This window comes from Klebsiella pneumoniae complex sp. WS1778, assembly GCF_049472055.1.
GTDB classification, from domain to species: Bacteria; Pseudomonadota; Gammaproteobacteria; order Enterobacterales; family Enterobacteriaceae; genus Klebsiella; species Klebsiella quasipneumoniae.
The window spans coordinates 1,906,274-1,928,247 of sequence record NZ_JBKGTJ010000001.1 but is presented as its reverse complement, the minus strand read 5'-3'; the positions used below and the strand labels follow the sequence as shown (position 1 = coordinate 1,928,247).

22 protein-coding genes are annotated in these 21,974 nt (G+C 58.3%); 13 read left to right on the top strand and 9 right to left on the bottom strand.

Annotation, left to right across the window (positions count from 1 at the left end; translation table 11 throughout):
- Window positions 1-8 precede the first annotated feature (8 nt).
- The 4 genes from ACLEXF_RS09620 (at window position 9) to ACLEXF_RS09605 (ending at window position 4,465) form a co-directional block, all read left to right on the top strand.
- Complete coding sequence (locus tag ACLEXF_RS09620; protein WP_064189598.1) at window positions 9-1,439, top strand: 6-phospho-beta-glucosidase; 1,431 nt, start codon at window positions 9-11, stop codon at window positions 1,437-1,439.
- A gap of 226 nt (window positions 1,440-1,665) precedes the next feature.
- Window positions 1,666-2,292 carry a uracil phosphoribosyltransferase gene (gene upp / locus ACLEXF_RS09615; RefSeq protein WP_004201927.1) on the top strand — a complete coding sequence of 209 codons (627 nt, stop codon included), beginning with the start codon at window positions 1,666-1,668 and terminating at the stop codon, window positions 2,290-2,292.
- A gap of 86 nt (window positions 2,293-2,378) precedes the next feature.
- Complete coding sequence (gene uraA / locus ACLEXF_RS09610) at window positions 2,379-3,665, top strand: uracil permease (RefSeq protein WP_017900445.1); 1,287 nt, start codon at window positions 2,379-2,381, stop codon at window positions 3,663-3,665.
- A gap of 98 nt (window positions 3,666-3,763) precedes the next feature.
- Entirely contained in the window at window positions 3,764-4,465 is a 702-nt protein-coding gene (locus tag ACLEXF_RS09605; RefSeq protein ID WP_020947395.1) for a DnaA inactivator Hda, read from the top strand.
- On the opposite strand, the gene ACLEXF_RS09600 is transcribed toward ACLEXF_RS09605, so the two are convergent.
- The 3 genes from ACLEXF_RS09600 to bepA form a co-directional block, all read right to left on the bottom strand.
- Window positions 4,462-5,373: an Rpn family recombination-promoting nuclease/putative transposase gene (locus ACLEXF_RS09600; RefSeq protein ID WP_064178304.1), complete on the bottom strand. Its 912-nt coding sequence runs from the start codon at window positions 5,371-5,373 to the stop codon at window positions 4,462-4,464. The two genes, ACLEXF_RS09605 and ACLEXF_RS09600, sit on opposite strands and share 4 nt — an antisense overlap.
- A gap of 127 nt (window positions 5,374-5,500) precedes the next feature.
- Complete coding sequence (gene arsC / locus ACLEXF_RS09595) at window positions 5,501-5,860, bottom strand: arsenate reductase (glutaredoxin) (RefSeq protein WP_048297992.1); 360 nt, start codon at window positions 5,858-5,860, stop codon at window positions 5,501-5,503.
- A gap of 9 nt (window positions 5,861-5,869) precedes the next feature.
- Window positions 5,870-7,333: a beta-barrel assembly-enhancing protease gene (bepA, locus tag ACLEXF_RS09590; protein WP_004201932.1), complete on the bottom strand. Its 1,464-nt coding sequence runs from the start codon at window positions 7,331-7,333 to the stop codon at window positions 5,870-5,872.
- A gap of 51 nt (window positions 7,334-7,384) precedes the next feature.
- Between bepA and ACLEXF_RS09585 the strand changes: the two genes are divergently transcribed.
- Complete coding sequence (locus tag ACLEXF_RS09585; RefSeq protein WP_032425793.1) at window positions 7,385-7,501, top strand: hypothetical protein; 117 nt, start codon at window positions 7,385-7,387, stop codon at window positions 7,499-7,501.
- A 54-nt stretch (window positions 7,502-7,555) separates the two neighbouring features.
- Entirely contained in the window at window positions 7,556-8,620 is a 1,065-nt protein-coding gene (locus tag ACLEXF_RS09580; protein ID WP_004201933.1) for an AI-2E family transporter, read from the top strand.
- A 60-nt stretch (window positions 8,621-8,680) separates the two neighbouring features.
- On the opposite strand, the gene bcp is transcribed toward ACLEXF_RS09580, so the two are convergent.
- Window positions 8,681-9,151, bottom strand: a complete 471-nt coding sequence (bcp, locus tag ACLEXF_RS09575; protein WP_004201935.1) for a thioredoxin-dependent thiol peroxidase — start codon at window positions 9,149-9,151, stop codon at window positions 8,681-8,683.
- A 3-nt stretch (window positions 9,152-9,154) separates the two neighbouring features.
- On the bottom strand, window positions 9,155-9,721 hold the full coding sequence (locus ACLEXF_RS09570) for a glycine cleavage system transcriptional repressor (RefSeq protein WP_002913804.1): 567 nt from the start codon (window positions 9,719-9,721) through the stop codon (window positions 9,155-9,157).
- Between the two features lie 153 nt (window positions 9,722-9,874).
- Here ACLEXF_RS09570 and dapA point away from each other — a divergent pair, with 153 nt between their 5' ends.
- The 6 genes from dapA to ypfH all read left to right on the top strand — a co-directional run bounded on the left by dapA (window position 9,875) and on the right by ypfH (window position 16,526).
- Window positions 9,875-10,753, top strand: a complete 879-nt coding sequence (dapA, locus tag ACLEXF_RS09565) for a 4-hydroxy-tetrahydrodipicolinate synthase (RefSeq protein ID WP_017900447.1) — start codon at window positions 9,875-9,877, stop codon at window positions 10,751-10,753.
- A 16-nt stretch (window positions 10,754-10,769) separates the two neighbouring features.
- Window positions 10,770-11,804, top strand: a complete 1,035-nt coding sequence (bamC, locus tag ACLEXF_RS09560) for an outer membrane protein assembly factor BamC (RefSeq protein WP_004201942.1) — start codon at window positions 10,770-10,772, stop codon at window positions 11,802-11,804.
- A gap of 228 nt (window positions 11,805-12,032) precedes the next feature.
- Window positions 12,033-12,746, top strand: a complete 714-nt coding sequence (purC, locus tag ACLEXF_RS09555; RefSeq protein ID WP_002913801.1) for a phosphoribosylaminoimidazolesuccinocarboxamide synthase — start codon at window positions 12,033-12,035, stop codon at window positions 12,744-12,746.
- 119 nt (window positions 12,747-12,865) lie between these two features.
- Window positions 12,866-13,741 carry a KPN_02809 family neutral zinc metallopeptidase gene (gene ypfJ / locus ACLEXF_RS09550; RefSeq protein WP_004201945.1) on the top strand — a complete coding sequence of 292 codons (876 nt, stop codon included), beginning with the start codon at window positions 12,866-12,868 and terminating at the stop codon, window positions 13,739-13,741.
- Between the two features lie 9 nt (window positions 13,742-13,750).
- Window positions 13,751-15,754 (top strand): tRNA(Met) cytidine acetyltransferase TmcA, encoded by a 2,004-nt coding sequence (locus tag ACLEXF_RS09545; RefSeq protein ID WP_065802928.1) that lies wholly within the window; start codon window positions 13,751-13,753, stop codon window positions 15,752-15,754.
- Between the two features lie 76 nt (window positions 15,755-15,830).
- Complete coding sequence (gene ypfH / locus ACLEXF_RS09540; protein ID WP_004201952.1) at window positions 15,831-16,526, top strand: esterase; 696 nt, start codon at window positions 15,831-15,833, stop codon at window positions 16,524-16,526.
- Between the two features lie 48 nt (window positions 16,527-16,574).
- Here the strand turns inward: ypfH and ACLEXF_RS09535 are convergent, their stop codons facing one another.
- Genes ACLEXF_RS09535 through ACLEXF_RS09525 form a run of 3 tightly spaced genes read right to left on the bottom strand, consistent with a single transcriptional unit; the run spans window position 16,575 to window position 18,289 of the window.
- Window positions 16,575-16,778: a YpfN family protein gene (locus ACLEXF_RS09535; RefSeq protein WP_002913768.1), complete on the bottom strand. Its 204-nt coding sequence runs from the start codon at window positions 16,776-16,778 to the stop codon at window positions 16,575-16,577.
- Between the two features lie 26 nt (window positions 16,779-16,804).
- Window positions 16,805-17,932, bottom strand: coding sequence for a succinyl-diaminopimelate desuccinylase (gene dapE / locus ACLEXF_RS09530; RefSeq protein ID WP_004201953.1), 1,128 nt, complete (start codon window positions 17,930-17,932; stop codon window positions 16,805-16,807).
- 3 nt (window positions 17,933-17,935) lie between these two features.
- The gene (locus ACLEXF_RS09525; protein ID WP_407259639.1) at window positions 17,936-18,289 is read right to left on the bottom strand and encodes an ArsC family reductase; all 354 of its coding nucleotides are present in this window, start codon (window positions 18,287-18,289) and stop codon (window positions 17,936-17,938) included.
- A 366-nt stretch (window positions 18,290-18,655) separates the two neighbouring features.
- Here ACLEXF_RS09525 and ypfM point away from each other — a divergent pair, with 366 nt between their 5' ends.
- Window positions 18,656-18,715 (top strand): protein YpfM, encoded by a 60-nt coding sequence (gene ypfM / locus ACLEXF_RS09520; protein ID WP_100181659.1) that lies wholly within the window; start codon window positions 18,656-18,658, stop codon window positions 18,713-18,715.
- A gap of 127 nt (window positions 18,716-18,842) precedes the next feature.
- Here ypfM and acrD read toward each other — a convergent pair whose 3' ends face one another.
- The gene (acrD, locus tag ACLEXF_RS09515; protein WP_017900450.1) at window positions 18,843-21,956 is read right to left on the bottom strand and encodes a multidrug efflux RND transporter permease AcrD; all 3,114 of its coding nucleotides are present in this window, start codon (window positions 21,954-21,956) and stop codon (window positions 18,843-18,845) included.
- Window positions 21,957-21,974 lie beyond the last annotated feature (18 nt).

The window sequence follows — 21,974 nt, the reverse complement described above, 5'->3', positions numbered from 1 at the left end:
GAGAGACTATGTCCGGATTTAAAGAAGGTTTTCTGTGGGGCGGCGCGGTGGCGGCGCATCAGTTAGAGGGCGGCTGGCAGGAGGGGGGCAAGGGGGTCAGCGTGGCGGATGTGATGACCGCCGGCGCCCACGGCGTGCCGCGGGAAATCACCGACGGCGTGGTGGCGGGAAAAAACTACCCGAACCATGAGGCGATCGATTTTTATCATCGCTACCCGCAGGACCTGGCGCTGTTTGCCGAAATGGGCTTCAAATGTTTCCGCACCTCGATTGCCTGGACGCGTATTTTCCCGCAGGGCGATGAACAGGAGCCGAACGAGGCTGGCCTGCAGTTTTATGACGATCTGTTCGACGAATGTCTGAAACACGGTATTGAACCGGTCATTACGCTGTCGCATTTTGAAATGCCCTATCACCTGGTCACCGAGTACGGCGGCTGGCGTAACCGCAAGCTGATCGACTTTTTCGTGCGCTTCGCCAGGGTCGTCTTCACCCGCTATCAGCATAAAGTGAAGTACTGGATGACCTTCAACGAGATCAACAACCAGGCTAACTACCATGAGGACTTTGCCCCTTTCACCAACTCCGGTCTGAAGTATTTACCGGGTGAAGATCGGGAACCGGTAATGTACCAGGCCGCACATTATGAGCTGGTGGCCAGCGCCCTGGCGGTGAAAGCGGCGCGCGAGATCAACCCTGCTCTGCAGATAGGCTGCATGATCGCCATGTGCCCTATCTATCCGCTGACCTGCGCGCCGGACGATATGATGATGGCGATGAACGCCATGCACCGTCGGTACTGGTTCACCGACGTCCACGTGCGCGGCCGCTATCCGCAGCATCTGCTCAACTATTTTGCCCGCCGCGGCTTTAGCCTGGACATCACCGAAGCCGATCGTCAGGCGTTAACCGAAGGCTGTGTCGACTACATCGGCTTTAGCTACTATATGTCCTTCGCCACCAAGGCCACCGAAGACAACCCCTTGCTCGATTATGATGAAACCACCAGCCTGGTCTCCAACCCGTACGTGAAAAAGTCGGACTGGGGCTGGCAGATTGACCCGGTCGGCCTGCGCTATTCGCTGAACTGGTTCTGGGATCACTATCAGCTACCGCTGTTTATTGTCGAAAACGGTTTTGGCGCGATCGATGTTCGTGAAGCGGACGGCAGCGTGGATGACCAGTACCGTATCGATTATCTCTCCGCGCATATCGCGGAGATGAAAAAGGCGGTGGTCGAGGATGGCGTCGATCTGATGGGTTATACCCCGTGGGGCTGTATCGATCTGGTTTCCGCCGGAACGGGGGAAATGAAAAAACGCTACGGCTTTATCTACGTGGATAAAGATAATCAAGGCAACGGCACGCTGGAGCGCAGTAAGAAGAAGTCGTTCGACTGGTATAAGAAGGTGATTGCCAGCAACGGGGAGCAGCTATAATTCCCCCGTGGCGCTGCGCTTATCGGGCCTGCGGGGTTTGCGGTCCGGGTAAGCGTTAGCGCCGCCCGGCAGAACCCCGCGCTAAAACCGGAGCCTCGCCTCCGGTTTTTTTGTCTCTAAATCACTTTGCTTGATATACGTCAAGCAAGATGGGTATGGCCTAATCCGAAAAAAGCGGTATAATCCCGCGATTTTTTTTGTGGCTGCCCCTCAGAGGAGAAAGAGAATGAAGATTGTGGAAGTCAAACACCCACTCGTCAAACACAAGCTGGGCCTGATGCGCGAGCACGACATCAGCACCAAACGCTTCCGTGAACTCGCCTCTGAAGTGGGCAGCTTACTGACTTATGAAGCCACCGCCGATCTGGCGACCGAGAAAGTGACCATCGAAGGCTGGAACGGCCCGGTGGAAGTTGAGCAGATCAAGGGCAAGAAAATTACCGTCGTGCCAATCCTGCGCGCAGGCCTCGGCATGATGGAAGGGGTACTTGAGCACGTGCCGAGCGCGCGTATCAGCGTGGTGGGTATTTATCGCAATGAAGAGACCCTCGAGCCGGTACCTTACTTCCAGAAGCTGGTGTCCAACATCGATGAGCGTATGGCGCTGGTGGTTGACCCGATGCTGGCCACCGGTGGGTCGATGATCGCCACTATCGATCTGCTGAAAAACGCCGGCTGCACCAGCATCAAGGTGCTGGTACTGGTGGCGGCGCCGGAAGGAATTGCCGCGCTGGAGAAAGCGCACCCGGACGTTGAGCTGTACACCGCCTCTGTCGATAAGGGACTGAACGAGCACGGGTACATCATTCCCGGTCTCGGCGATGCCGGCGACAAGATCTTTGGTACGAAATAATCGCATAACGATAAATAAGCCGACTTTGAGAGTCGGCTTTTTTTTGAATAAAACACACATAACTAACCATCTCAGAGGAAAACACTATGACGCGCCGTGCTATCGGGGTGAGTGAAAGACCGCCGCTTTTACAGACTATCCCGCTTAGTTTGCAGCACCTGTTTGCCATGTTTGGCGCAACGGTGCTGGTGCCAATCCTGTTCCACATCAACCCGGCCACCGTGCTGCTGTTCAACGGTATTGGTACGCTGCTGTACCTCTTTATCTGTAAAGGCAAAATCCCGGCGTATCTGGGATCGAGTTTCGCCTTTATCTCTCCGGTGCTGCTCCTGCTGCCGCTGGGCTATGAAGTGGCGCTGGGCGGTTTCATTATGTGCGGCGTGCTGTTCTGCCTCGTCTCCTTTATTGTCAAAAAAGCCGGTACCGGCTGGCTGGATGTGATGTTCCCCCCGGCGGCGATGGGGGCCATCGTGGCGGTTATCGGTCTGGAGCTGGCGGGCGTGGCGGCCAACATGGCCGGGCTGCTGCCGGCCGACGGCCAGTCGCCGGACAGTAAAACCATTATTATCTCGATGGTGACCCTGGCGGTGACGGTGTTTGGTTCGGTCTTGTTCCGCGGCTTCCTGGCGATTATCCCGATCCTGATTGGCGTTCTGGTGGGCTATGCGCTGTCGTTTGTGATGGGCGTGGTCGATACCACCCCGATCGCCGAAGCGCACTGGTTCGCGCTGCCAACCTTCTACACGCCGCGTTTTGAATGGTTCGCCATCTTCACCATTCTGCCCGCTGCGCTGGTGGTGATTGCCGAGCACGTCGGTCACCTGGTAGTAACGGCTAATATCGTCAAACGCGATCTGATCCGCGACCCGGGCCTGCATCGTTCGATGTTTGCCAATGGCCTGTCGACGATCGTTTCCGGCTTCTTCGGCTCGACGCCTAACACCACCTACGGGGAAAATATCGGCGTGATGGCGATTACCCGCGTCTACAGTACCTGGGTTATCGGCGGCGCGGCGATCATTGCGATTCTGCTCTCCTGCGTCGGCAAACTGGCGGCGGCGATCCAGATCATCCCGGTGCCGGTGATGGGCGGCGTGTCGCTGCTGTTGTACGGGGTAATCGGCGCCTCAGGGATCCGCGTACTGATTGAATCGAAGGTGGATTACAGCAAGGCGCAGAATCTGATTCTCACCTCCGTGATCCTGATCATCGGCGTCAGCGGTGCCAAAGTGCACATCGGCGCCGCTGAGCTGAAAGGGATGGCGCTGGCCACCATCGTCGGTATCGCGCTCAGCCTGATTTTCAAGCTTATCAGCGTCCTGCGTCCGGAAGAGGTGGTTCTCGACGCCGCGGATAGCGAAGAGGTTAAATAACGATCGTCTGACCGGGCGGCGATCCCGCCCGGTTCTCTCCGGACCTAAATCTGTGATAAACTCTTCGCGTTTTTCTGTAAGCCTATGTTGAGGTCCATCTGAACGCACCGGCACAGCTCTCTTTGCCACTGTATCTTCCTGACGACGAAACCTTCGCGAGTTTCTGGCCGGGTGATAATCCTTCCCTACTTGCTGCCCTCCAGAACGTACTGCGCCAGGAACACAGCGGGTATATTTATATCTGGTCACGTGAAGGGGCGGGTCGCAGCCACCTGTTACACGCCGCCTGCGCCGAGCTTTCCCAGCGCGGGGATGCCGTGGGCTACGTGCCGCTGGATAAACGCACCTGGTTTGTGCCGGAGGTGCTGGAGGGGATGGAACAGCTGGCGCTGGTCTGCATCGATAACATCGAGTGCGTCGCCGGGGATGAGCCCTGGGAAATGGCCATCTTTAATCTCTACAACCGGATCCTGGAATCAGGTAAAACCCGTCTGCTGATCACCGGGGACCGGCCGCCGCGGCAACTGAATCTTGGTCTGCCGGATCTCGCCTCGCGGCTTGACTGGGGGCAGATCTATAAGCTGCAGCCGCTGTCGGATGAAGACAAGCTGCAGGCCCTGCAGCTGCGTGCCAGACTGCGCGGCTTCGAGATGCCGGAGGACGTATGCCGCTTCCTGCTGAAGCGGCTGGATCGCGAAATGCGCTCGCTGTTTATGACCCTCGATCAGCTGGATCATGCCTCGATTACCGCTCAGCGCAAGCTGACGATCCCCTTCGTGAAAGAGATCCTTAAACTCTAGTCCGCCTGCGGAGTCAGTTCCTCCTCCGTCAGCCCGGTCAACCGGGCGACCAGATCGCGCGCCAGGCCACTGTGTAGCATAGCGGCGGCTATACGCTGCGCCTCTTCCTTCCGGCCTTCCTGACGGCCCTGCGCCAGGCCCCGCTCCAGGCCTTGTTGTTCCAGATATTCCGCAATTGTCATCAACGTCTCCTTGTGCTGCGGCGTACGTAACGCCAGCTCGCGAATGAACTTGATCGGCTCTCGCGCGTTGCCTGCCTGCACCAGATAGTGCATCAGGGCTTGTACCTGCGATTCCGTCGCCAGACCAGTCAATAATAATTCGCTCAGCTTGTCGAGGAGCTGCGCCAGATCGCGTTGTCGAATATGTTTTTGCAGTAACTCCAGCGTCGCCATGCGCTGATGGGTGGCAATGTCGTCATCCGGAATGACGGTAATGTCCGCCAGCGGAAACGCCCCGTGATAAAGGTGGCCGGCCAGCTCCGGAGCGACGAATTCATCGAGCCAGCGCAGCGAGAACGGGTAGGGGCTCACCAGACCGTGGTAGAAGAGAACAGGGATCACCAGCGGCAGCCGATCGTGGCCGGCATCAAGGTGGCGCTGCATGGCGGCGATGGCGTAGCGCATCAGACGAAAGGCCATATGCCGATCGGGCGTGCTCTGGTGTTCGATAAGCGCATAAATATAGCCGTCTCCCGCCGTGGTTTTCAGGGAATACAGAATGTCGGCGTAAAAGGGACGCAGATCGTCTTCGACAAAATGCCCGGACTCGAGATGCAGCGTACGCAGATCGCACACCTTAAGCAGCGTCTCGGGCAGGTACAGCCGCAGAAAATCGCGGGCGGTATCAGGATGGGAGAGATAGCTCTTAAATACAGCATCATGAGGCGTTGAGGTTGGTTTTTTCATGTTCATCCGTCCAGTGGATTGAGCGATAGATGAACAGTAGCACTGCAAGGCGGGCGGGAGGGATTGGCGTGGAAGATCTGGAATCGGCTACGTAAAAAAAGCGCCGCGATAGCGCGGCGCGGGCGGGTTAGCTTACGATCTCGAGGACCTGCTCCGGCGGTCGGCCAATACGCGCCTGGCCGCGGCTAACGACAATGGGGCGTTCGATAAGCTTAGGATTGTCGACCATCGCCTGTATCAACGCCGCGTCGCTGAGCGCCGGGTCGGCAAGATTAAGCGATTTATACAGATCCTCTTTCTGGCGCATGAGCTCGCGGGGGCTCTCCATACCCAGCAGCTGCAGCAGTTGACGCAGCGTCCCGGCATCCGGTGGCGTCTCAAGATAAAGCACCACCTCAGGATCGATGCCGTGGCTCTTCAACAGGCTCAGCGTTTCGCGGCTCTTCGAGCAGCGTGGGTTATGGTAAATTTTTACCGCGTCGGTCATGGGGTCTCCTTACATTTTTTGGTAGGGGCGGAAGCGGGCCTGTAGCTCACGTAGCTGGTCGATGCGGGCATCGTAGCGGGCCTGCTGCAGACTACCGAGTTTCACTTGCGAGCTGGCGCTGCTGAGCAGGGAAATCGCCTGTTCCAGCTGGCCGACCAGCGCCATGCTTTCTGCCCGCGCCGCCAGCTCCTGGTCGCGATTGCCCAGGGCGCCTTCCGCCTGAGCCAGCAGGTCCCAGCCGTTGCCATCCTCTTTATAGGTAAAGGTATAACGATTCAGGATGGTCGCCGCTTCCCCGGGCTGGCCACCCTGCAGCAGGGCGTTGGCCAGGTTCAACTGCAGCACCGGATTGGTGCGCAGCTCGCGGGCGTTTTTAAGGCGGTTGATGGCGTCGCCGGTTTTCTTCTGCCCGAGGTCGATATCGGTAGCCAGATCGAGATACCAGGGATTTTGCGGATCGGCGCTGAGCAGCGGCTGCAGCGTTTTGCGCGCCTGGTCAAAGTTGTTGCTTTCCATCGCCAGCAGGGCGCGGCCATACTGCGCGGCATGCTGCTGGCGGATATTGCCTTTATCCCAGGCGTTGAGCAGATCGGTGCCCAGCTTATTGTCGCCGTTGGTGTACATTCCGAGGGTACGCGCCTTCGCCAGATAGAAGTCCGCTGAGGACTGCACGACAACCGGGCGCATCTGGTTGGCGCGGTTACGAGCATCGGCAAGCCGGCTTTCCGGCAGGGGGTGGGTGAGCAGCATTTCCGGCGGCCGCGTTGAGTAACGCGACTCATCAAGCAGTTTACCCATAAACATCGGCATGGCCTGCGGGTCGAATCCTGAGCGTTGCAGAACCTGAATACCGATCCGGTCGGCCTCTTCTTCGTTCTGACGGGTGAAGCTGATCATGCCCTGTTGGGTGCCGGCCAGCGTCCCGGTCAGCGCCGCCATCCCGGCCTGCGGGCTGGCCATCGCCAGCAGAATTGAACCCAGCGCGCCGACCCAGGTCAGCGGCGCATTGCGCTTCTGATCTTCCATTGCGCGGGCAAGATGCCGCTGCGTAACGTGGGAAATTTCGTGCGCCATGACAGAGGCCAGTTCGCTCTCATTATCGGAATAGCGGAACAGGGCCGAGTGGAGGACCACATTGCCGCCGAAGAAGGCGAAGGCGTTGATTTGGTCGTTATTAATCAAATAGAAGTGGAACGGGGTGCGCACCGAATTCGCATGCGAGACCAGACGCATGCCCAGCCCGTTGATGTATTGCACCAGCAGAGGGTCGTTGATCAGCGGCGCGCTGCCGCGCAGCTGGCGGACGTAGTAATCCCCCATCTGCATTTCCTGACCAATCGACAGCGTGCTTCCTGCGGAGGTCCCCATGTCCGGCAGGGTATCTGCGGAGTCAGCAAAAGCAGGGCCTAACGAACCCAGCGTCAGCGACGCGATCACGGTCGCCACCAGCGTTTTCTTCAACTGCCTGAACATAACCTCTGTCCTGTAATGTGGGTGTGCCAGTTTGACCGATTGTGCGACGCAATGTTCCCTGGCCGCATCCCAGCGAGTTTAGCTGGCGTTAGACACATTGAAAATAGGTTCTTCACGGCGGAGACGGGTTTGTCTGCTGCGCATCAAAAAGCGAAGTCTTTTTTGTGACATTTCGATACAATTCCTCCGTTTGTCGCCGCTTTGCGCTTCAGGGAAGGTTTTATGCTCGAGATGTTAATGCAGTGGTACCGCCGTCGATTCAGCGACCCTGAGGCGATAGCGCTGCTGGTTATTTTGCTTGCCGGTTTCGGCATCATGTTCTTTTTCAGCGGCCTGCTGGCCCCGTTACTGGTGGCTATCGTGCTGGCCTATTTGCTGGAGTGGCCGACCGTGCGCCTGGAGCGCATCGGTCTGTCGCGCACCTGGGCGACCTCGCTGGTGCTGATCCTCTTCGTGGGCATCCTGCTGTTGCTGGCTTTCGTGGTGCTGCCGGTGGCCTGGCAGCAGGGGATCTACCTTATCCGCGATATGCCGGGCATGCTCAACAAGCTCTCTGATTTTGCCGCCACGCTGCCGCGGCGCTATCCGGCGTTAATGGATGCCGGCATCATCGATGCGATGGCGGAAAATATGCGCACCCGGATGCTGACGGTGGGCGACTCAGTGGTCAAGTATTCTCTCGCCTCGCTGGTGGGGCTGCTTACGCTGGCGGTGTATCTGGTGCTGGTGCCGCTGATGGTCTTCTTCCTGCTGAAGGATAAAGAGCAGATGCTCAACGCGGTACGCCGCGTGCTGCCGCGCAACCGCGGCCTGGCCGGGCAGGTATGGAAGGAGATGAACCAGCAAATCACCAACTACATTCGCGGTAAGGTGCTGGAGATGATTGTCGTCAGCGTCGCCACCTGGATAGGCTTCATCCTTTTCGGCCTCAACTACTCGCTGCTGTTGGCGGTGCTGGTGGGCTTCTCGGTGCTGATCCCCTATATTGGTGCATTTGTGGTGACCATTCCGGTGGTGGGGGTGGCGCTGTTTCAGTTTGGCGCGGGCACCGAGTTCTGGAGTCTGTTCGCGGTCTATCTGATTATTCAGGGGCTTGACGGCAATCTGCTGGTCCCGGTGCTGTTCTCGGAAGCGGTGAATCTGCACCCGCTGGTGATTATCCTGTCGGTGGTGATCTTTGGCGGTTTGTGGGGGTTCTGGGGCGTCTTCTTCGCCATTCCGCTGGCCACGTTGATTAAAGCGGTGGTGCATGCCTGGCCGGATGGCCTGGTGGTCGACGACGACTAAGGCATTGAGGATAAAAAAAGACGCCGGGCGAGGTTCTCTCACCCGGCGTCTTGCTTTGCATCAGGCGTTTTCTTTCAGCCAGTTCAGCACCACGTCGTGGTGATTGCTGGTTTTGAAGTCATCAAAGACGTGTTCGATTTTGCCATCGGCATCGACGAGGAAGCTGATACGGTGGATCCCGTCGTAGGTTTTCCCCATAAAGGATTTTTCGCCCCAGACGCCAAACTGCTCGCAAACCTGATGGTTTTCATCAGACAGCAGCGTAAAGTTCAGCAGCTCTTTTTCGGCGAAGCGGGAGAGCTTTTCCGGTTTATCGGTGCTGATGCCCAGCACTTCCACACCGGCTTTCTTCAGGTCGTCCATGTTGTCGCGCAAGCCGCACGCCTGGACGGTGCAGCCCGGGGTCATGGCCTTCGGGTAAAAATAAACCAGGACACGCTGTCCCTGGAAGTCGGTTAAATTTACTTCCTCGCCGTCCTGGTCCGGTAAGCTAAATTTCGGTGCAAGATCACCGGCTTTCAGTGGGGTCATGGGTTAAACTCCATCCTGTTCATCATGCTGTGAATAATTAACGATGTTAATACTGCCTTGTGCGTTGAGTTCTGTACATAGGGCTTTGAACGCTTGTTCGATATTTGCTGCATTTTGCGTCGCAGGACTGTGGGCAGTTATCTGAATAAAAAGCTGCGCGGAATCACCGTCTCCCGGCTGCGTGCGGGAAACCAGTTCCGCGATATTCATATTCCATGTATCGCACAGGGCAGTGAAGCGCTCGATGATATGCGGTGAGTCCGGCACCTCAACCTGGACCCAGACGGTGTTTGGCATGGCCTGCGGGGGGCGCGCGGTGGTGCGTTTCATCACGATCAACAGCTCCAGCTCCGCGCCTTTCAGCGGCAGGGTTGATTCGATCAGGTTAATCGCATTCCACGACCCGGAAAGCAGCATGATAAACGTAAACTCATCACCGAGCATGGCCAGCCGGCTGTCTTCGATATTACAACCGCAGCTGCTGACGTGGCGAGTGATCGTATTCACGATGCCGGGACGGTCAGCCCCCAGGGCGGTAATAACCAGATAGTGTTGTAATGAGGCTGTCAAACCTGTTCTTCCTTTAAAAAGGTGAGGTAACATTAGGAAAGCATAAAAAAAACCGCCATACAACATCCCTGATGGCGTCGGGTCTCTTGCTTTTATTGCAGCTCCAAACGTAACATTGAGAATCTTGTCGCACTTCTGCTCTGAGGATGGCCCATGTTCACGGGAAGTATTGTAGCGCTTGTCACGCCGATGGATGAAAACGGTAATGTCTGCCGGACAAGCCTGAAAAAACTGATTGATTACCATGTCGCCAACGGAACCTCGGCGATCGTTTCGGTAGGGACTACCGGTGAATCCGCAACGCTGAGCCATGAAGAGCACGGCGACGTGGTGATGATGACGCTGGAACTGGCTGACGGGCGTATCCCGGTGATCGCTGGAACGGGAGCCAATGCAACCGCAGAGGCGATTAGCCTGACCAAGCGTTTTAACGACAGCGGCGTTGTCGGCTGCCTGACGGTCACTCCTTATTATAACCGTCCTACCCAGGAAGGCCTGTTCCAGCACTTTAAAGCTATCGCCGAACATACTGACCTGCCGCAAATTCTGTATAATGTGCCGTCCCGTACCGGTTGCGATATGCTGCCGGAAACCGTTGGCCGTCTGGCGGAAATTAAAAATATTGTCGGTATTAAGGAAGCTACAGGGAACTTAAGTCGCGTTCACCAGATCAAAGAGCTGGTTTCAGACGACTTTATTCTGCTGAGCGGTGACGATGCGACCGGTATGGACTTCATGCAGCTCGGCGGCGTGGGCGTGATTTCCGTCACCGCCAACGTGGCGGCGCGCGAAATGGCCGACATGTGCCGTCTGGCGCTGGCGGGTCAATTTGCCGAAGCCCGGGCGATTAACCAGCGTCTGATGCCATTGCATACAAAATTATTTGTCGAACCCAATCCTATCCCGGTGAAATGGGGATGCAAGGCGTTGGGTCTTGTGGCGACCGATACGCTGCGCTTGCCGATGACGCCTATCACCGACCAGGGTCGTGAAGCCGTTACCGCCGCGCTGAAGCATGCCGGTTTGCTGTAAAGTTTAGGGAGATTTGATGGCTTACTCAGTACAGAAGTCGCGCCTGGCGAAGGTTGCGGGTGTTTCGCTGGTTCTACTCCTCGCGGCCTGTAGTTCCGACTCGCGCTATAAGCGTCAGGTGAGCGGTGATGAGGCCTATTTACAGGCGTCACCGTTGAGCGAACTTCACGCGCCGGCGGGGATGATCCTGCCGATTCAGGTGGGTGATTACAACATTCCGGTGGCCAACAGCACCGGCGCGGTCGGCAAGGCGCTGGACATTCGCCCGCCGGCGCAGCCGCTGGCATTGGTTAGCGGCGCCCGCACCCAGTTCAACGGCGATACCGCGACGCTGATGGTCGAGAACGGCCGCAGCGGTTCGCTGTGGGCGCAGGTTACCAGCATTCTTCAGTCGAAGAACTACGTTATCGCCAAGCGCGATGATGCGAGCCAGACGCTGAACACCGACTGGGTTGAGTGGAACCGTCTTGATGAAGATCAGCAGTATCGCGGTCGTTATCAAATCTCCGTCAAACCGCAGGGCTATCAGCAAGCGGTGGTGGTCAAGCTGGTGAATCTGGAGCAGGCGGGTAAACCGGTTGCCGATCCGGCGTCACTGCAGCGCTACAGCACCGCCATGCTGAACGTCATTTCGGAAGGCTTGGACATGAACGCCACCAGCGCCCAGAACGCCGCCCAGCGCAGCGCGGGCGCCACCTTCGACGTGCAGAGCGCTGCCGACGATACGGGTCTGCCGATGCTCGTTGTTCGCGCGCCGTTTAACATGGTGTGGCAGCGTCTGCCAGGCGCCCTCGAGAAAGTGGGGATGAAAGTGACCGACAGCACGCGCTCTCAGGGCAGCATGGCGCTGACCTACAAGCCGCTGTCTGACAGCAGCTGGCAGGAGCTGGGCGCACGCGACCCGCAGCTGGCCTCCGGTGACTACAAACTTCAGGTCGGCGACCTCGATAACCGCAGTAGCCTGCAGTTCATCGACCCGAAAGGCCACACCCTGACGCAGTCGCAAAATGACGCCCTGGTAGCCGTATTCCAGGCCGCATTTAACAAGTAAACGAAAGGGCTGGAGCAATCCGGCCCTTTTAATATATAGTGACGCAAACGTGTGCGTATGCACATCATCCTTCAAATTGCCTCTTTGTTGGCCGCCTTCGTTCACCCCAGTCACTTACTTTTGTAAGCTCCTGGGGATTCGCTCAGTTGCCGCCTCGATGCACTTTGAATGATTTTGTGTATAGGTGGAAACGTATTTTTAGGCTCAATATCACTGGAGTAGTGAAAGATGAAAAAGCAAGCTGAGTTGTATCGTGGTAAGGCGAAGACAGTATACAGCACCGATAATCCGGACCTGCTGGTACTGGAATTCCGTAACGATACGTCAGCAGGTGATGGCGCGCGCATCGAGCAGTTCGATCGTAAAGGCATGGTGAATAACAAGTTCAACCACTTCATTATGAGCAAACTGGCAGAAGCGGGCATCCCTACCCAGATGGAAGCGCTGCTCTCCGATACCGAATGCCTGGTAAAAAAACTGGATATGGTGCCGGTGGAGTGCGTGGTGCGTAACCGTGCGGCAGGCTCGCTGGTAAAACGTTTAGGCATTGAAGAAGGAATCGAGCTGAATCCGCCGCTGTTCGATCTGTTCCTGAAAAACGATGCCATGCACGATCCGATGGTCAACGACTCCTATTGCGAAACCTTCGGCTGGGTGAGCAAAGAGAATCTGGCGCGGATGCGCGAGCTGACCTACAAAGCCAACGACGTGCTGAAAAAGCTGTTCGATGACGCCGGTCTGATTCTGGTGGACTTTAAGCTGGAGTTTGGTCTGTTCAAAGGCGAAGTGGTCCTGGGCGATGAGTTTTCGCCGGACGGCAGCCGCCTGTGGGACAAAAACACCCTCGATAAAATGGACAAAGACCGCTTCCGCCAGAGCCTTGGCGGCCTGATCGAAGCCTACGAAGAAGTGGCTCACCGTCTGGGCGTTAAGCTCGACTAACCCGCCCGCCGCCAGAAGATGGCCTCATCTTCTGGCGTCTCTTGCTGTTTCCTGTGGTAATCCTGCGCTGAACCGCCTACGATCTCTGCTATTGATACATAACAGGGAATGAGGTGCTTATGCGCTGGCAAGGGCGTCGCGAAAGCGACAATGTTGAAGATCGACGTGGACAATCAGGCTCGCCGTTTGGCGGCGGCGGGGGCGGCGGCTTCCGTCTGCCGAGCGGGAAGGGCGGCATTGTACTGCTGATTATTGTGCTGGTGGCGGGCTACTACGGCGTGGATTTGACCGGCATGTTGACCGGCGAACCGATGCCGCAGCAGCAGACCTCCACGCAGCGCTCCATCAGTCCGAAAGACGATGAAGCGGCGAAGTTTACTTCCGTCATTCTGGCCACCACCGAAGATACCTGGGGACCGATTTTTGAAAAGATGGGCCGCCAGTACCCTCAGCCAAAGCTGGTGCTCTACCGCGGCGCGACCCGTACCGGCTGCGGTACCGGCCAGTCGGTGATGGGGCCGTTCTACTGTCCTGCCGACAGTACGGTCTATATCGACCTGTCATTCTACGATGAAATGAAAAATAAACTGGGCGCCGATGGCGACTTTGCCCAGGGGTACGTCATTGCCCATGAAGTGGGTCATCACGTACAAAAACTGCTGGGCATTGAGCCGAAGGTTCGCCAGCAACAGCAGCATGCCACCGAGGCCGAAGCCAACCGGCTGTCGGTTAAGATGGAGCTACAGGCAGACTGCTTCGCCGGCGTCTGGGGGCATAATATGCAGCAGCAGGATATTCTGGAAACCGGCGATCTGCAGGAGGCGTTAAACGCCGCCGAGGCCATCGGCGACGACCGTCTGCAGCAGCAGAGCCAGGGGCGGGTGGTACCGGACAGCTTTACCCACGGAACGTCAAAACAGCGCTACACCTGGTTCAAACGCGGTTTCGACAGCGGCGACCCGGCGCAGTGCAACACCTTCGGCAGCGCGCTGTAATCGCCCCTGATGATGGACGCGCTGCTTGACCTCACCGCGCAGATGGCGCGGGAGGGGATTCGCCGCCTGCTGGTGCTCAGCGGCGACGAGGCCTGGACGCTGCAGCAGGCGCAGGCGCTGCGGGAGCGGCTCGGCGGCGATGGCCTGTGGGTGGGCTCCGAGCCGGTTTCTGCGCCCGGCGTGGCGCCTGGCGCCCTGAAGACGCTGCTGGGGCGGGAAGTGATGCACGCCTTTTTCGATGCCCGGCGCGGGTTTGATGTGGCCGCCCTGGCGGCTCTGAGCGGTACGCTGCGGGCGGGAAGCTGGCTGGTGCTGCTGACGCCCTCTTTCGCCGACTGGCCGTCCCGGGTGGATGAGGACTCCCTGCGCTGGAGCGATACGCCCGACCCGATCTCTACCCCCAACTTTGTTCTCCGCTGCTGTCGGCAGTTTATCGCCGACCCCGAGGTGCTGCTCTGGCGGCAGTCGGACTCGCCGCGGCTCCCGCTGGCCGTCCGGCGCCCTGACTGGCATCCCGCCGATGGTCACCCGCTGGCCGAACAGGCGGCGATCCTTGGGCAATTATTGCGTCTACCGCCTGGTATCGCAGCAGTGACGGCTGAACGAGGGCGAGGGAAATCCGCCCTCGCGGGCATGCTGCTGCGCCAGCTCGCGGGTGAGGCCATCGTTACCGCCCCGACCCGCAGCGCCGTCGACGTGCTGGCGAGCTTTGCCGGCGAGGCGTTTCGCTTTATGGCTCCTGATGCGTTGCTGTCGTCGAAGGAAAAGGCGTCCTGGCTGATTGTCGATGAGGCCGCGGCTATACCGGCTCCGCTTCTCCGGCAGCTGGTTAGCCGTTTTCCCCGCACGCTACTTACCACGACGGTGCAGGGTTATGAGGGCACCGGTCGCGGGTTCCTGCTGAAATTTTGCGCCAGCCTGCCCTATCTGCAATTGTTCAGCCTGAGCGCGCCGATCCGCTGGGCCGCAGGCTGCCCGCTGGAGTCGGCCATCAGCCAGCTGCTGATCTTCAGCGATGAGGCATTTCGCGACGCGCCGACGGGGGAGGTAGTCCTGGAGGCGGTCAATCAGTCCAGCTGGCAAACGCAGCCGGCGCTGCCGGAAGCGATGTACCAGCTGTTATCCGGGGCGCATTACCGCACTTCTCCTCTCGATCTGCGGCGCATGATGGACGCTCCAGGCCAGGCTTTCCGCTGCGCTCGCGCCGGCGGTGCGGTGGCGGGCGCCCTGTGGCTGGTGGCCGAAGGGGGACTTTCTCCCGAACTCAGCCGGGCGGTGTGGGCGGGTTTTCGCCGGCCGCGGGGGAACCTGGTCGCCCAGTCGCTGGCGGCGCATGGCGGCAGTCCCCTGGCGGCGACGCTGCGCGGGCTGCGGGTCAGTCGGATCGCCGTCCACCCCGCCCGCCAGCGCGAAGGGCTGGGGCAACAGATGATTGCCGATATCGCCGCCGATGCCGCAGGTTATGATTATCTCTCCGTCAGCTTTGGCTATACCCCTGAGCTGTGGCGCTTCTGGCAACGCTGTGGGTTTATTCTCGTGCGGCTGGGCACCCATCGCGAGGCCAGCAGCGGGTGCTATACCGCGATGGCTCTGTTCCCGCTGACTGCAGCGGGGCATCAGCTCGCGCAACGGGAGGCACAGCGGCTACAGCGTGATGAATACTGGCTGCGCCCGTGGCGGCAAGCGTCCGCGCCGCTGCCGGCCGTTTCAGGGGCTATGCTTAGTGATGAGGACTGGCTGGAAGCGGCGAGCTTTGCCTTCGCCCATCGCCCGCTGGCCGCGGCGCTGGGTTGCCTCAATCGCCTGCTGTTGCAGGTCGACATCCCGTTGCCGGCCCTGCGCGGGCGTCTGCAGGGGGAAGAAGAGGCCGAACTCTGCGCCGCGCTGCAGCTAACAGGGCGTAAAGCCCTGCTGGCGAGATGGCGTCAGGAGGCCGCTGACGCCTTGCGCTTCCTCGATGCAGCGCGCGCCGAGGCGCTGCATCAGCAGGTGGCGAACCTGCAATTTTTTTAACTAACTCATTCAGTTAAATGGCATGGTCATATCTGGCGAGCGGCGTACACTGCCCGCATACACTAAGGAGACAGCCATGAAACACGATCATTTTATTGTTCAAAGCCCTGCGACGCCTGCGCAACAGCTGTTGCTGCTGTTTCATGGCGTGGGGGATAACCCGGTCTCCATGGGGCAAATTGGCAGCTGGTTCGCGCCGCAGTTTCCTGATGCGCTGATCGTGAGCATTGGCGGGGTGGAGCCTTGCGGTCCTGACGGTCGGCAGTGGTTTTCGGTGCAGGGAGTGACGGAAGAAAATCGTCAGCAGCGTATCGACGCCATTATGCCGACCTTTATTGAAATTGTGCGCTACTGGCAGGAAAAGAGCGGCATCAGCCCACTGGCCACCGCGCTGATCGGCTTCTCTCAGGGGGCGATCATGTCGCTGGAGAGCATCAAAGCAGCGCCGGATCTGGCTTCGCGGGTGATCGCCTTTAATGGCCGCTATGCGACGCTGCCGGTTACCGCAACGACGGCCACCACCATTCACCTGATCCACGGTGGTGACGATCGGGTTATCGATCTGGCGTGGGCGGTGTCGGCACAGGAGGCGCTGTTGCAGGCGGGGGGCGACGTGACCTTAGATATTGTGGACGATCTGGGGCATGCCATTGACGATCGCAGCATGCAGTTCGCGATCGAGCGACTGCGCTACACCGTGCCGAAGCACTATTTTGATGAGGCGCTGAGCGGCAGTACGCCGAAAGGGGACGATATCATCGAAATGCTGTAACCCCGGCGGGCGGGGTTACAGGCGGGCGCTACCGCGATAACGGCAAACTTACGGTTTCTTCGACTGGTCGTGCTTCGGCCAGTCGTCGTCATCGTCCCATTTATCGTTAAAATCACGGTGCGGCGGCAGATCGGGTTTGTTGTTGAGGAATTTTTTGTGGTCAACGCGGTTTAGATCTTTAATCACGTTGATAATTACCCCCACCAAAAAGACCAGCACCAGAATCCACCAGTGTTTAATAAGCCATTCCATGCGCGCTTCCTCTTTACGTCAGTACGTCAGGCGACCAGCTGTTCCATTACGCGTTGATACATCCGCGCCAGCAGCTGCAGGTCGGCGGCGTTCACACATTCATTAATTTTGTGAATTGTGGCGTTCACGGGGCCCAGCTCAACCACCTGCGCCCCCATGCGCGCGATAAACCGTCCGTCTGAGGTGCCGCCGTTGGTTAACAGCTGCGGTTTGATCTCATTATAGTGCTCAATGGCATTGACGACCGCATCCACCAGCTTGCCCCGTCCGGTAAGGAACGGCTGTCCGGAGAGCCACCACTCCACGCTGTAACGCAGCTGGTATTTTTCCAGCAGGGCGACCACCCGGGCTTTGATCGTCTCGTCAGTCAGTTCCGTACTGAAGCGGAAGTTGAACTGGACGAACATATCGCCAGGGATCACGTTGTTGCTGCCGGTACCGGACTGCACGTTGGCAATCTGCATGCTGGTCGGCGGGAAGTATTCATTGCCTTTATCCCACTCGATATTGACCAGCTCCGCCAGCATCGGCGCGGCGCGATGGACGGGGTTATCGGCAAGGTGCGGATAGGCGACATGGCCCTGTACGCCGTGAATGGTCAGGTTGCAGGTCAGCGAGCCGCGGCGGCCGTTTTTCACCACATCGCCGACCACTTCGGTACTGGAGGGTTCGCCGACCAGACAGTAGTCCAGACGCTCGTTACGCGCCATCAGCGTCTCCACCACTTTGACGGTGCCGTTTTTCGCGCTGGCCTCTTCATCAGAGGTGATCAAAAACGCCAGTCGGCCCCGGTGGTTCGGGTACTGCGCGACAAAACGCTCTGCGGCAACCACCATCGCCGCCAGCGAGCCTTTCATATCCGCCGCCCCGCGGCCAAACAGCATCCCGTCGCGGATGGTGGGTTCGAACGGGGGGTTGATCCAGCGGTCGGCGTCGCCTGCCGGGACCACGTCGGTGTGGCCGGCGAAGGCCAGCGTCTCGCCGTGGCCGCGCCAGGCCCAGAAGTTCTGCGTATCGCCGAAATCCATCGGTTCAACGGTAAAGCCGATCGCACGCAGGCGTTCAATCATTAACGCCTGGCATCCCGCATCATCGGGGCTAAGGGAAGGGCGGCGAATAAGCTGCTGAGCCAGCTCAATGACCGGGCAAGACATAGACTATACCTCGTTAAACTGCTGATAACTTGCTTCACTAAAACCCAGCAGCATAGGACGACCGGGCGCGCAGAGCAATGGGCGTTTGATGATCGCCGGCATTTCCAGCATCAATGCGGCGGCGGCATCGGCATTATCGATGCTGTTGCGCAGCGATTCGTCCAGTTTGCGCCAGGTGGTGCCGCGGGTGTTCAGCAGCGCCTGCCAGCCCAGTTCGGCAATAAAGGTATCCAGTTGCGCGCGGTCGAGGCCATCGGCGCGGTAGTCATGGAAGCGATAGTCAATCTGATGTGCTTCCAGCCAGCGGCGGGCTTTTTTAATGATATCGCAGTTTTTAATTCCGTACATGGTGAGCATAGATAAACCTTTAACATTCAATTAAGCGGTTAACTCAGATATTTCCGAATATATAAGCCTTATTGAAATAATACGTGATTCAGATGAATAAATATAACTTTTTACCAGGCAATTCATGCAATGCGTTAGGGTGATTAAAATTCGCCCAGCCGCGGGCATGATGTGAGGGCATTAACAATATTACGAAAATGTTGCTTGATGGTGCTCTGCATCACATAATTTTTACATACGAGACGGCATAGTGGCGGCAACCAGAGGTTTTATCTCTGTCAGCGGTCCACAAGACAATCAGAGCAATAGGGGAGCACAACTTCCCATCAGCAATGAAGTTATATAGAATCGACCATAATAATAAGAGAGGCTATTATGATTGAACATGAACTGGGGAACTGGAAAGATTTTATTGAAGGCATGCTTCGTAAATAAATTTCCGCAATGTGAGCAGGGGAATAACGCGACGTAAATAAGCGCGTCATAGTTCTGAACACATAAAGAAGGCGACCATCCAGGTCGCCTTTTCTGTTATTACGGCTCGCCGCCCACGTCCGAGGGTTTATTGCGGACGCTCCTTCAGCGGAAAGCGGCGACGCACCAGCACAAAGAACAGCGGTACGAAAAAGATGGCCAGCACGGTGGCGGAGATCATCCCGCCCATCACCCCGGTGCCGACCGCATGCTGGCTGCCGGAACCGGCGCCGGTGCTGGTGGCCATCGGCAGCACGCCGAAGATAAACGCCAGCGAGGTCATCAGGATAGGGCGCAGGCGCTGACGGCAGGCCGACAGCGTGGCGCTGAGCAGATCCTGGCCTTTCTCGTTAAGCTCATTGGCGAACTCGACGATCAGAATGGCGTTTTTCGCCGACAGGCCGATCACCGTCAACAGGCCCACCTGAAAATAAACGTCATTCTCCAGGCCGCGCATCCAGGTCGCCAGCAGAGCGCCAATCACCCCGAGCGGAACCACCAGCATCACCGAGAACGGCACCGACCAGCTCTCGTACAGCGCCGCCAGGCACAGGAACACCACCAGCAGGGAAATCGCGTACAGGGCCGGCGCCTGAGCGCCGGAGAGGCGCTCCTGATAGGACATGGCGGTCCATTCGAGGCCAAAGCCGGTCGGCAGCTGCGCGGCCAGCTTCTCCATCATGTCCATCGCGGTACCGGTACTGATGCCCGGCGCCGCTTCACCGACGATCTCCACCGCCGAGTAGCCATTGTAGCGCTCCAGGCGCGGCGAACCGGTCTCCCAGTGCGAGGTGGCGAAGGCCGAGAACGGCACCATCGTGCCGCTGCTGTTGCGGACGTACCAGAGATTGATATCGTCAGGCAGCATCCGATATTTCGCCGCCGCCTGGACGTAGACTTTCTTCACCCTCCCGCGATCCATAAAGTCGTTGACGTAGCTCGACCCCCAGGCGGTTTGCAGCGTATCGTTGATGTCATCAATGGAGACGCCCAGCGCCTGAGCTTTACGCTGATCGATATCGACCTGCAGCTGCGGGCTGTCGTCGAGCCCGTTATGCCGGACGCGGGTCAACAGCGGGTTTTTAGCCGCCAGCTCAAGCAGCGTATCGCGCGCCGCCATCAGCGCATCGTGCCCCTTACCGGCGTGATCTTCCAGCTCCATGTCGAAGCCTGCCGAACTGCCGAGGCCGCTGATTGCCGGCGGGCTGCTGGCGATGACCCGGGCTTCGTTGATCTGATTAAACGCTTTGGTGGCGCGTTCAATAATGGCAAAGGAGGAGCCGGTTTGCGGATCGCGCTGGTCCCAGTCTTTGAGGCGCACAAACATGCGGGCTACGTTCTGCCCGTTGCCGCCGGGGCCGGAGCCAACGGTAGCAAACACTGACTCGACGTTCTGCTTCTCGTTATTGAGGAAGTAATCTTCCGCTTTCTGTACCACTTTCAGCGTCTGCTGTTGGGTGCTGCCGCTCGGCAACTGTACCGAGGTGGTGAACATCCCCCGATCCTCCAGCGGCAGGAACGAAGTGGGCAGATGCAGGAACAAGAACACCATCCCGCCGAGCAGGACGATGTAGATCAGCATCCAGCGCAGCGAGCGGTGAAGGATCTTGCCGACGAAAGTTTCATAGCGGCTGGCGCTGCGGTTAAAGGTGCGGTTGAACCAGCCGAAGAAGCCTTTTCGCTCATGGGATTCACCTGGTTTAATCGGCTTGAGCAGGGTAGCGCAAAGGGCCGGGGTGAGGATCATGGCCACCAGCACCGAGAGGACCATCGCCGCGACAATCGTAATAGAGAACTGGCGATAGATAGCGCCGGTGGTGCCGCCGAAGAAGGCCATCGGCACAAACACCGCCGACAGCACCATCGCGATCCCCACCAGCGCGCCCTGAATTTGTCCCATAGATTTGCGGGTGGCTTCCCGCGGCGACAGGCCTTCCTCGCTCATGATGCGCTCAACGTTCTCCACCACCACGATGGCGTCATCCACCAGCAGGCCGATCGCCAGCACCATCGCGAACATCGTCAGGGTGTTGATGCTGTAACCACAGGCATAGAGCACCGCGAAGGTGCCCATCAGCACCACCGGTACGGCGATGGTCGGGATCAGAGTGGCGCGGAAGTTCTGCAGGAAAAGATACATCACGAGGAAAACCAGCAGGATCGCCTCCAGCAGGGTTTTCACCACGTCGGTAATAGAAGCCTTCACGAAGGAGGTGGTCTCGTAGGCGACTTTATATTCCAGCCCGTGCGGGAAATACTGCGAGAGCTCATTGAGGCGAGCGATCACGCGCTCCGCGGTGGCCATTTCGTTGGCGCCGGAGGCGAGCTTAATTCCCAGGCCAGAGGCGGCCTGGCGATTGTAGCGGCTAAGATAGTCATACTTCTCGGCCCCCATCTCCACGGTAGCGACATCGCCGAGGGTCACCTCTGAGCCATCCTGATTGACGCGCAGGGTGATATTGCGGAACTGTTCGGGGGTTTGCAGCAGAGATTGCGCGTTGATGGTGGCGTTCAGCGCCTGCTTATCCACGGAAGGCGTGCCGCCGAGCTGGCCGACGGCAATCTGGGCGTTCTGCGAACTAATAGCGTCGGTAACATCCTTGGTGGTCAGCTGGAAGCTATTGAGCTTTGCCGGATCGAGCCAGATGCGCATTGAGTATTGCGAGCCGTAGGCGTCGATATCCCCCACGCCGTTGACGCGACTGAGCGGGTCCTGAATGTTACTGGCGACGTAGTCGGCGATATCCTGTTTATCCATACTGCCGTCGGTGGAGACGAAGGCGAGGGTCAGGATATTGGTATCGCCGGTCTTGCGTACCGTAACCCCCTGGTTTTGCACCGCCTGCGGCAGTTTACGCATCGCCGACTGCAGCTGGTTTTGCACCTGCTGTACCGCTTCGTCCGGGTCGGTACCGGCGGTAAAACTGAGGGTGATGGTCGCCTGGCCGGTGGCGCTGCTCTGGGATGACATATACATCAGGTTATCGAGGCCGGTCATATTCTGTTCGATAACCTGGGTGACGGTATTCTCCAGGGTTTGTGCGGAGGCGCCAGGATAGTTGGCTGTAACCCGTACATTCGGCGGGGCCAGATCGGGATACTGTTCAACTGGCAGCGACAAAATGGCAAGGGTGCCCGTCAGGCATAACAGGATTGCCAGCACCCACGCAAAAATGGGGCGATCGATAAAGAAATTCGCCATCAGAATGAAAACCTCATA

What these genes read in the sequence shown, in the direction of transcription:
- ACLEXF_RS09600 (WP_064178304.1), bottom strand. Translation starts at nt 5,373, where the DNA reads ATGAAAAAACCAACCTCAACGCCTCATGATGCTGTATTTAAGAGCTAT.
- bamC (WP_004201942.1), top strand. Translation starts at nt 10,770, where the DNA reads ATGGCTTACTCAGTACAGAAGTCGCGCCTGGCGAAGGTTGCGGGTGTT.
- ACLEXF_RS09545 (WP_065802928.1), top strand. Translation starts at nt 13,751, where the DNA reads ATGATGGACGCGCTGCTTGACCTCACCGCGCAGATGGCGCGGGAGGGG.
- ACLEXF_RS09585 (WP_032425793.1), top strand. Translation starts at nt 7,385, where the DNA reads ATGTTCCCTGGCCGCATCCCAGCGAGTTTAGCTGGCGTTAGACACATT.
- ypfJ (WP_004201945.1), top strand. Translation starts at nt 12,866, where the DNA reads ATGCGCTGGCAAGGGCGTCGCGAAAGCGACAATGTTGAAGATCGACGT.
- dapE (WP_004201953.1), bottom strand. Translation starts at nt 17,932, where the DNA reads ATGTCTTGCCCGGTCATTGAGCTGGCTCAGCAGCTTATTCGCCGCCCT.
- ACLEXF_RS09535 (WP_002913768.1), bottom strand. Translation starts at nt 16,778, where the DNA reads ATGGAATGGCTTATTAAACACTGGTGGATTCTGGTGCTGGTCTTTTTG.
- arsC (WP_048297992.1), bottom strand. Translation starts at nt 5,860, where the DNA reads ATGACCGACGCGGTAAAAATTTACCATAACCCACGCTGCTCGAAGAGC.
- ACLEXF_RS09620 (WP_064189598.1), top strand. Translation starts at nt 9, where the DNA reads ATGTCCGGATTTAAAGAAGGTTTTCTGTGGGGCGGCGCGGTGGCGGCG.
- purC (WP_002913801.1), top strand. Translation starts at nt 12,033, where the DNA reads ATGAAAAAGCAAGCTGAGTTGTATCGTGGTAAGGCGAAGACAGTATAC.
- upp (WP_004201927.1), top strand. Translation starts at nt 1,666, where the DNA reads ATGAAGATTGTGGAAGTCAAACACCCACTCGTCAAACACAAGCTGGGC.
- ypfH (WP_004201952.1), top strand. Translation starts at nt 15,831, where the DNA reads ATGAAACACGATCATTTTATTGTTCAAAGCCCTGCGACGCCTGCGCAA.
- bepA (WP_004201932.1), bottom strand. Translation starts at nt 7,333, where the DNA reads ATGTTCAGGCAGTTGAAGAAAACGCTGGTGGCGACCGTGATCGCGTCG.
- acrD (WP_017900450.1), bottom strand. Translation starts at nt 21,956, where the DNA reads ATGGCGAATTTCTTTATCGATCGCCCCATTTTTGCGTGGGTGCTGGCA.
- dapA (WP_017900447.1), top strand. Translation starts at nt 9,875, where the DNA reads ATGTTCACGGGAAGTATTGTAGCGCTTGTCACGCCGATGGATGAAAAC.
- uraA (WP_017900445.1), top strand. Translation starts at nt 2,379, where the DNA reads ATGACGCGCCGTGCTATCGGGGTGAGTGAAAGACCGCCGCTTTTACAG.
- ACLEXF_RS09525 (WP_407259639.1), bottom strand. Translation starts at nt 18,289, where the DNA reads ATGCTCACCATGTACGGAATTAAAAACTGCGATATCATTAAAAAAGCC.
- bcp (WP_004201935.1), bottom strand. Translation starts at nt 9,151, where the DNA reads ATGACCCCACTGAAAGCCGGTGATCTTGCACCGAAATTTAGCTTACCG.
- ACLEXF_RS09580 (WP_004201933.1), top strand. Translation starts at nt 7,556, where the DNA reads ATGCTCGAGATGTTAATGCAGTGGTACCGCCGTCGATTCAGCGACCCT.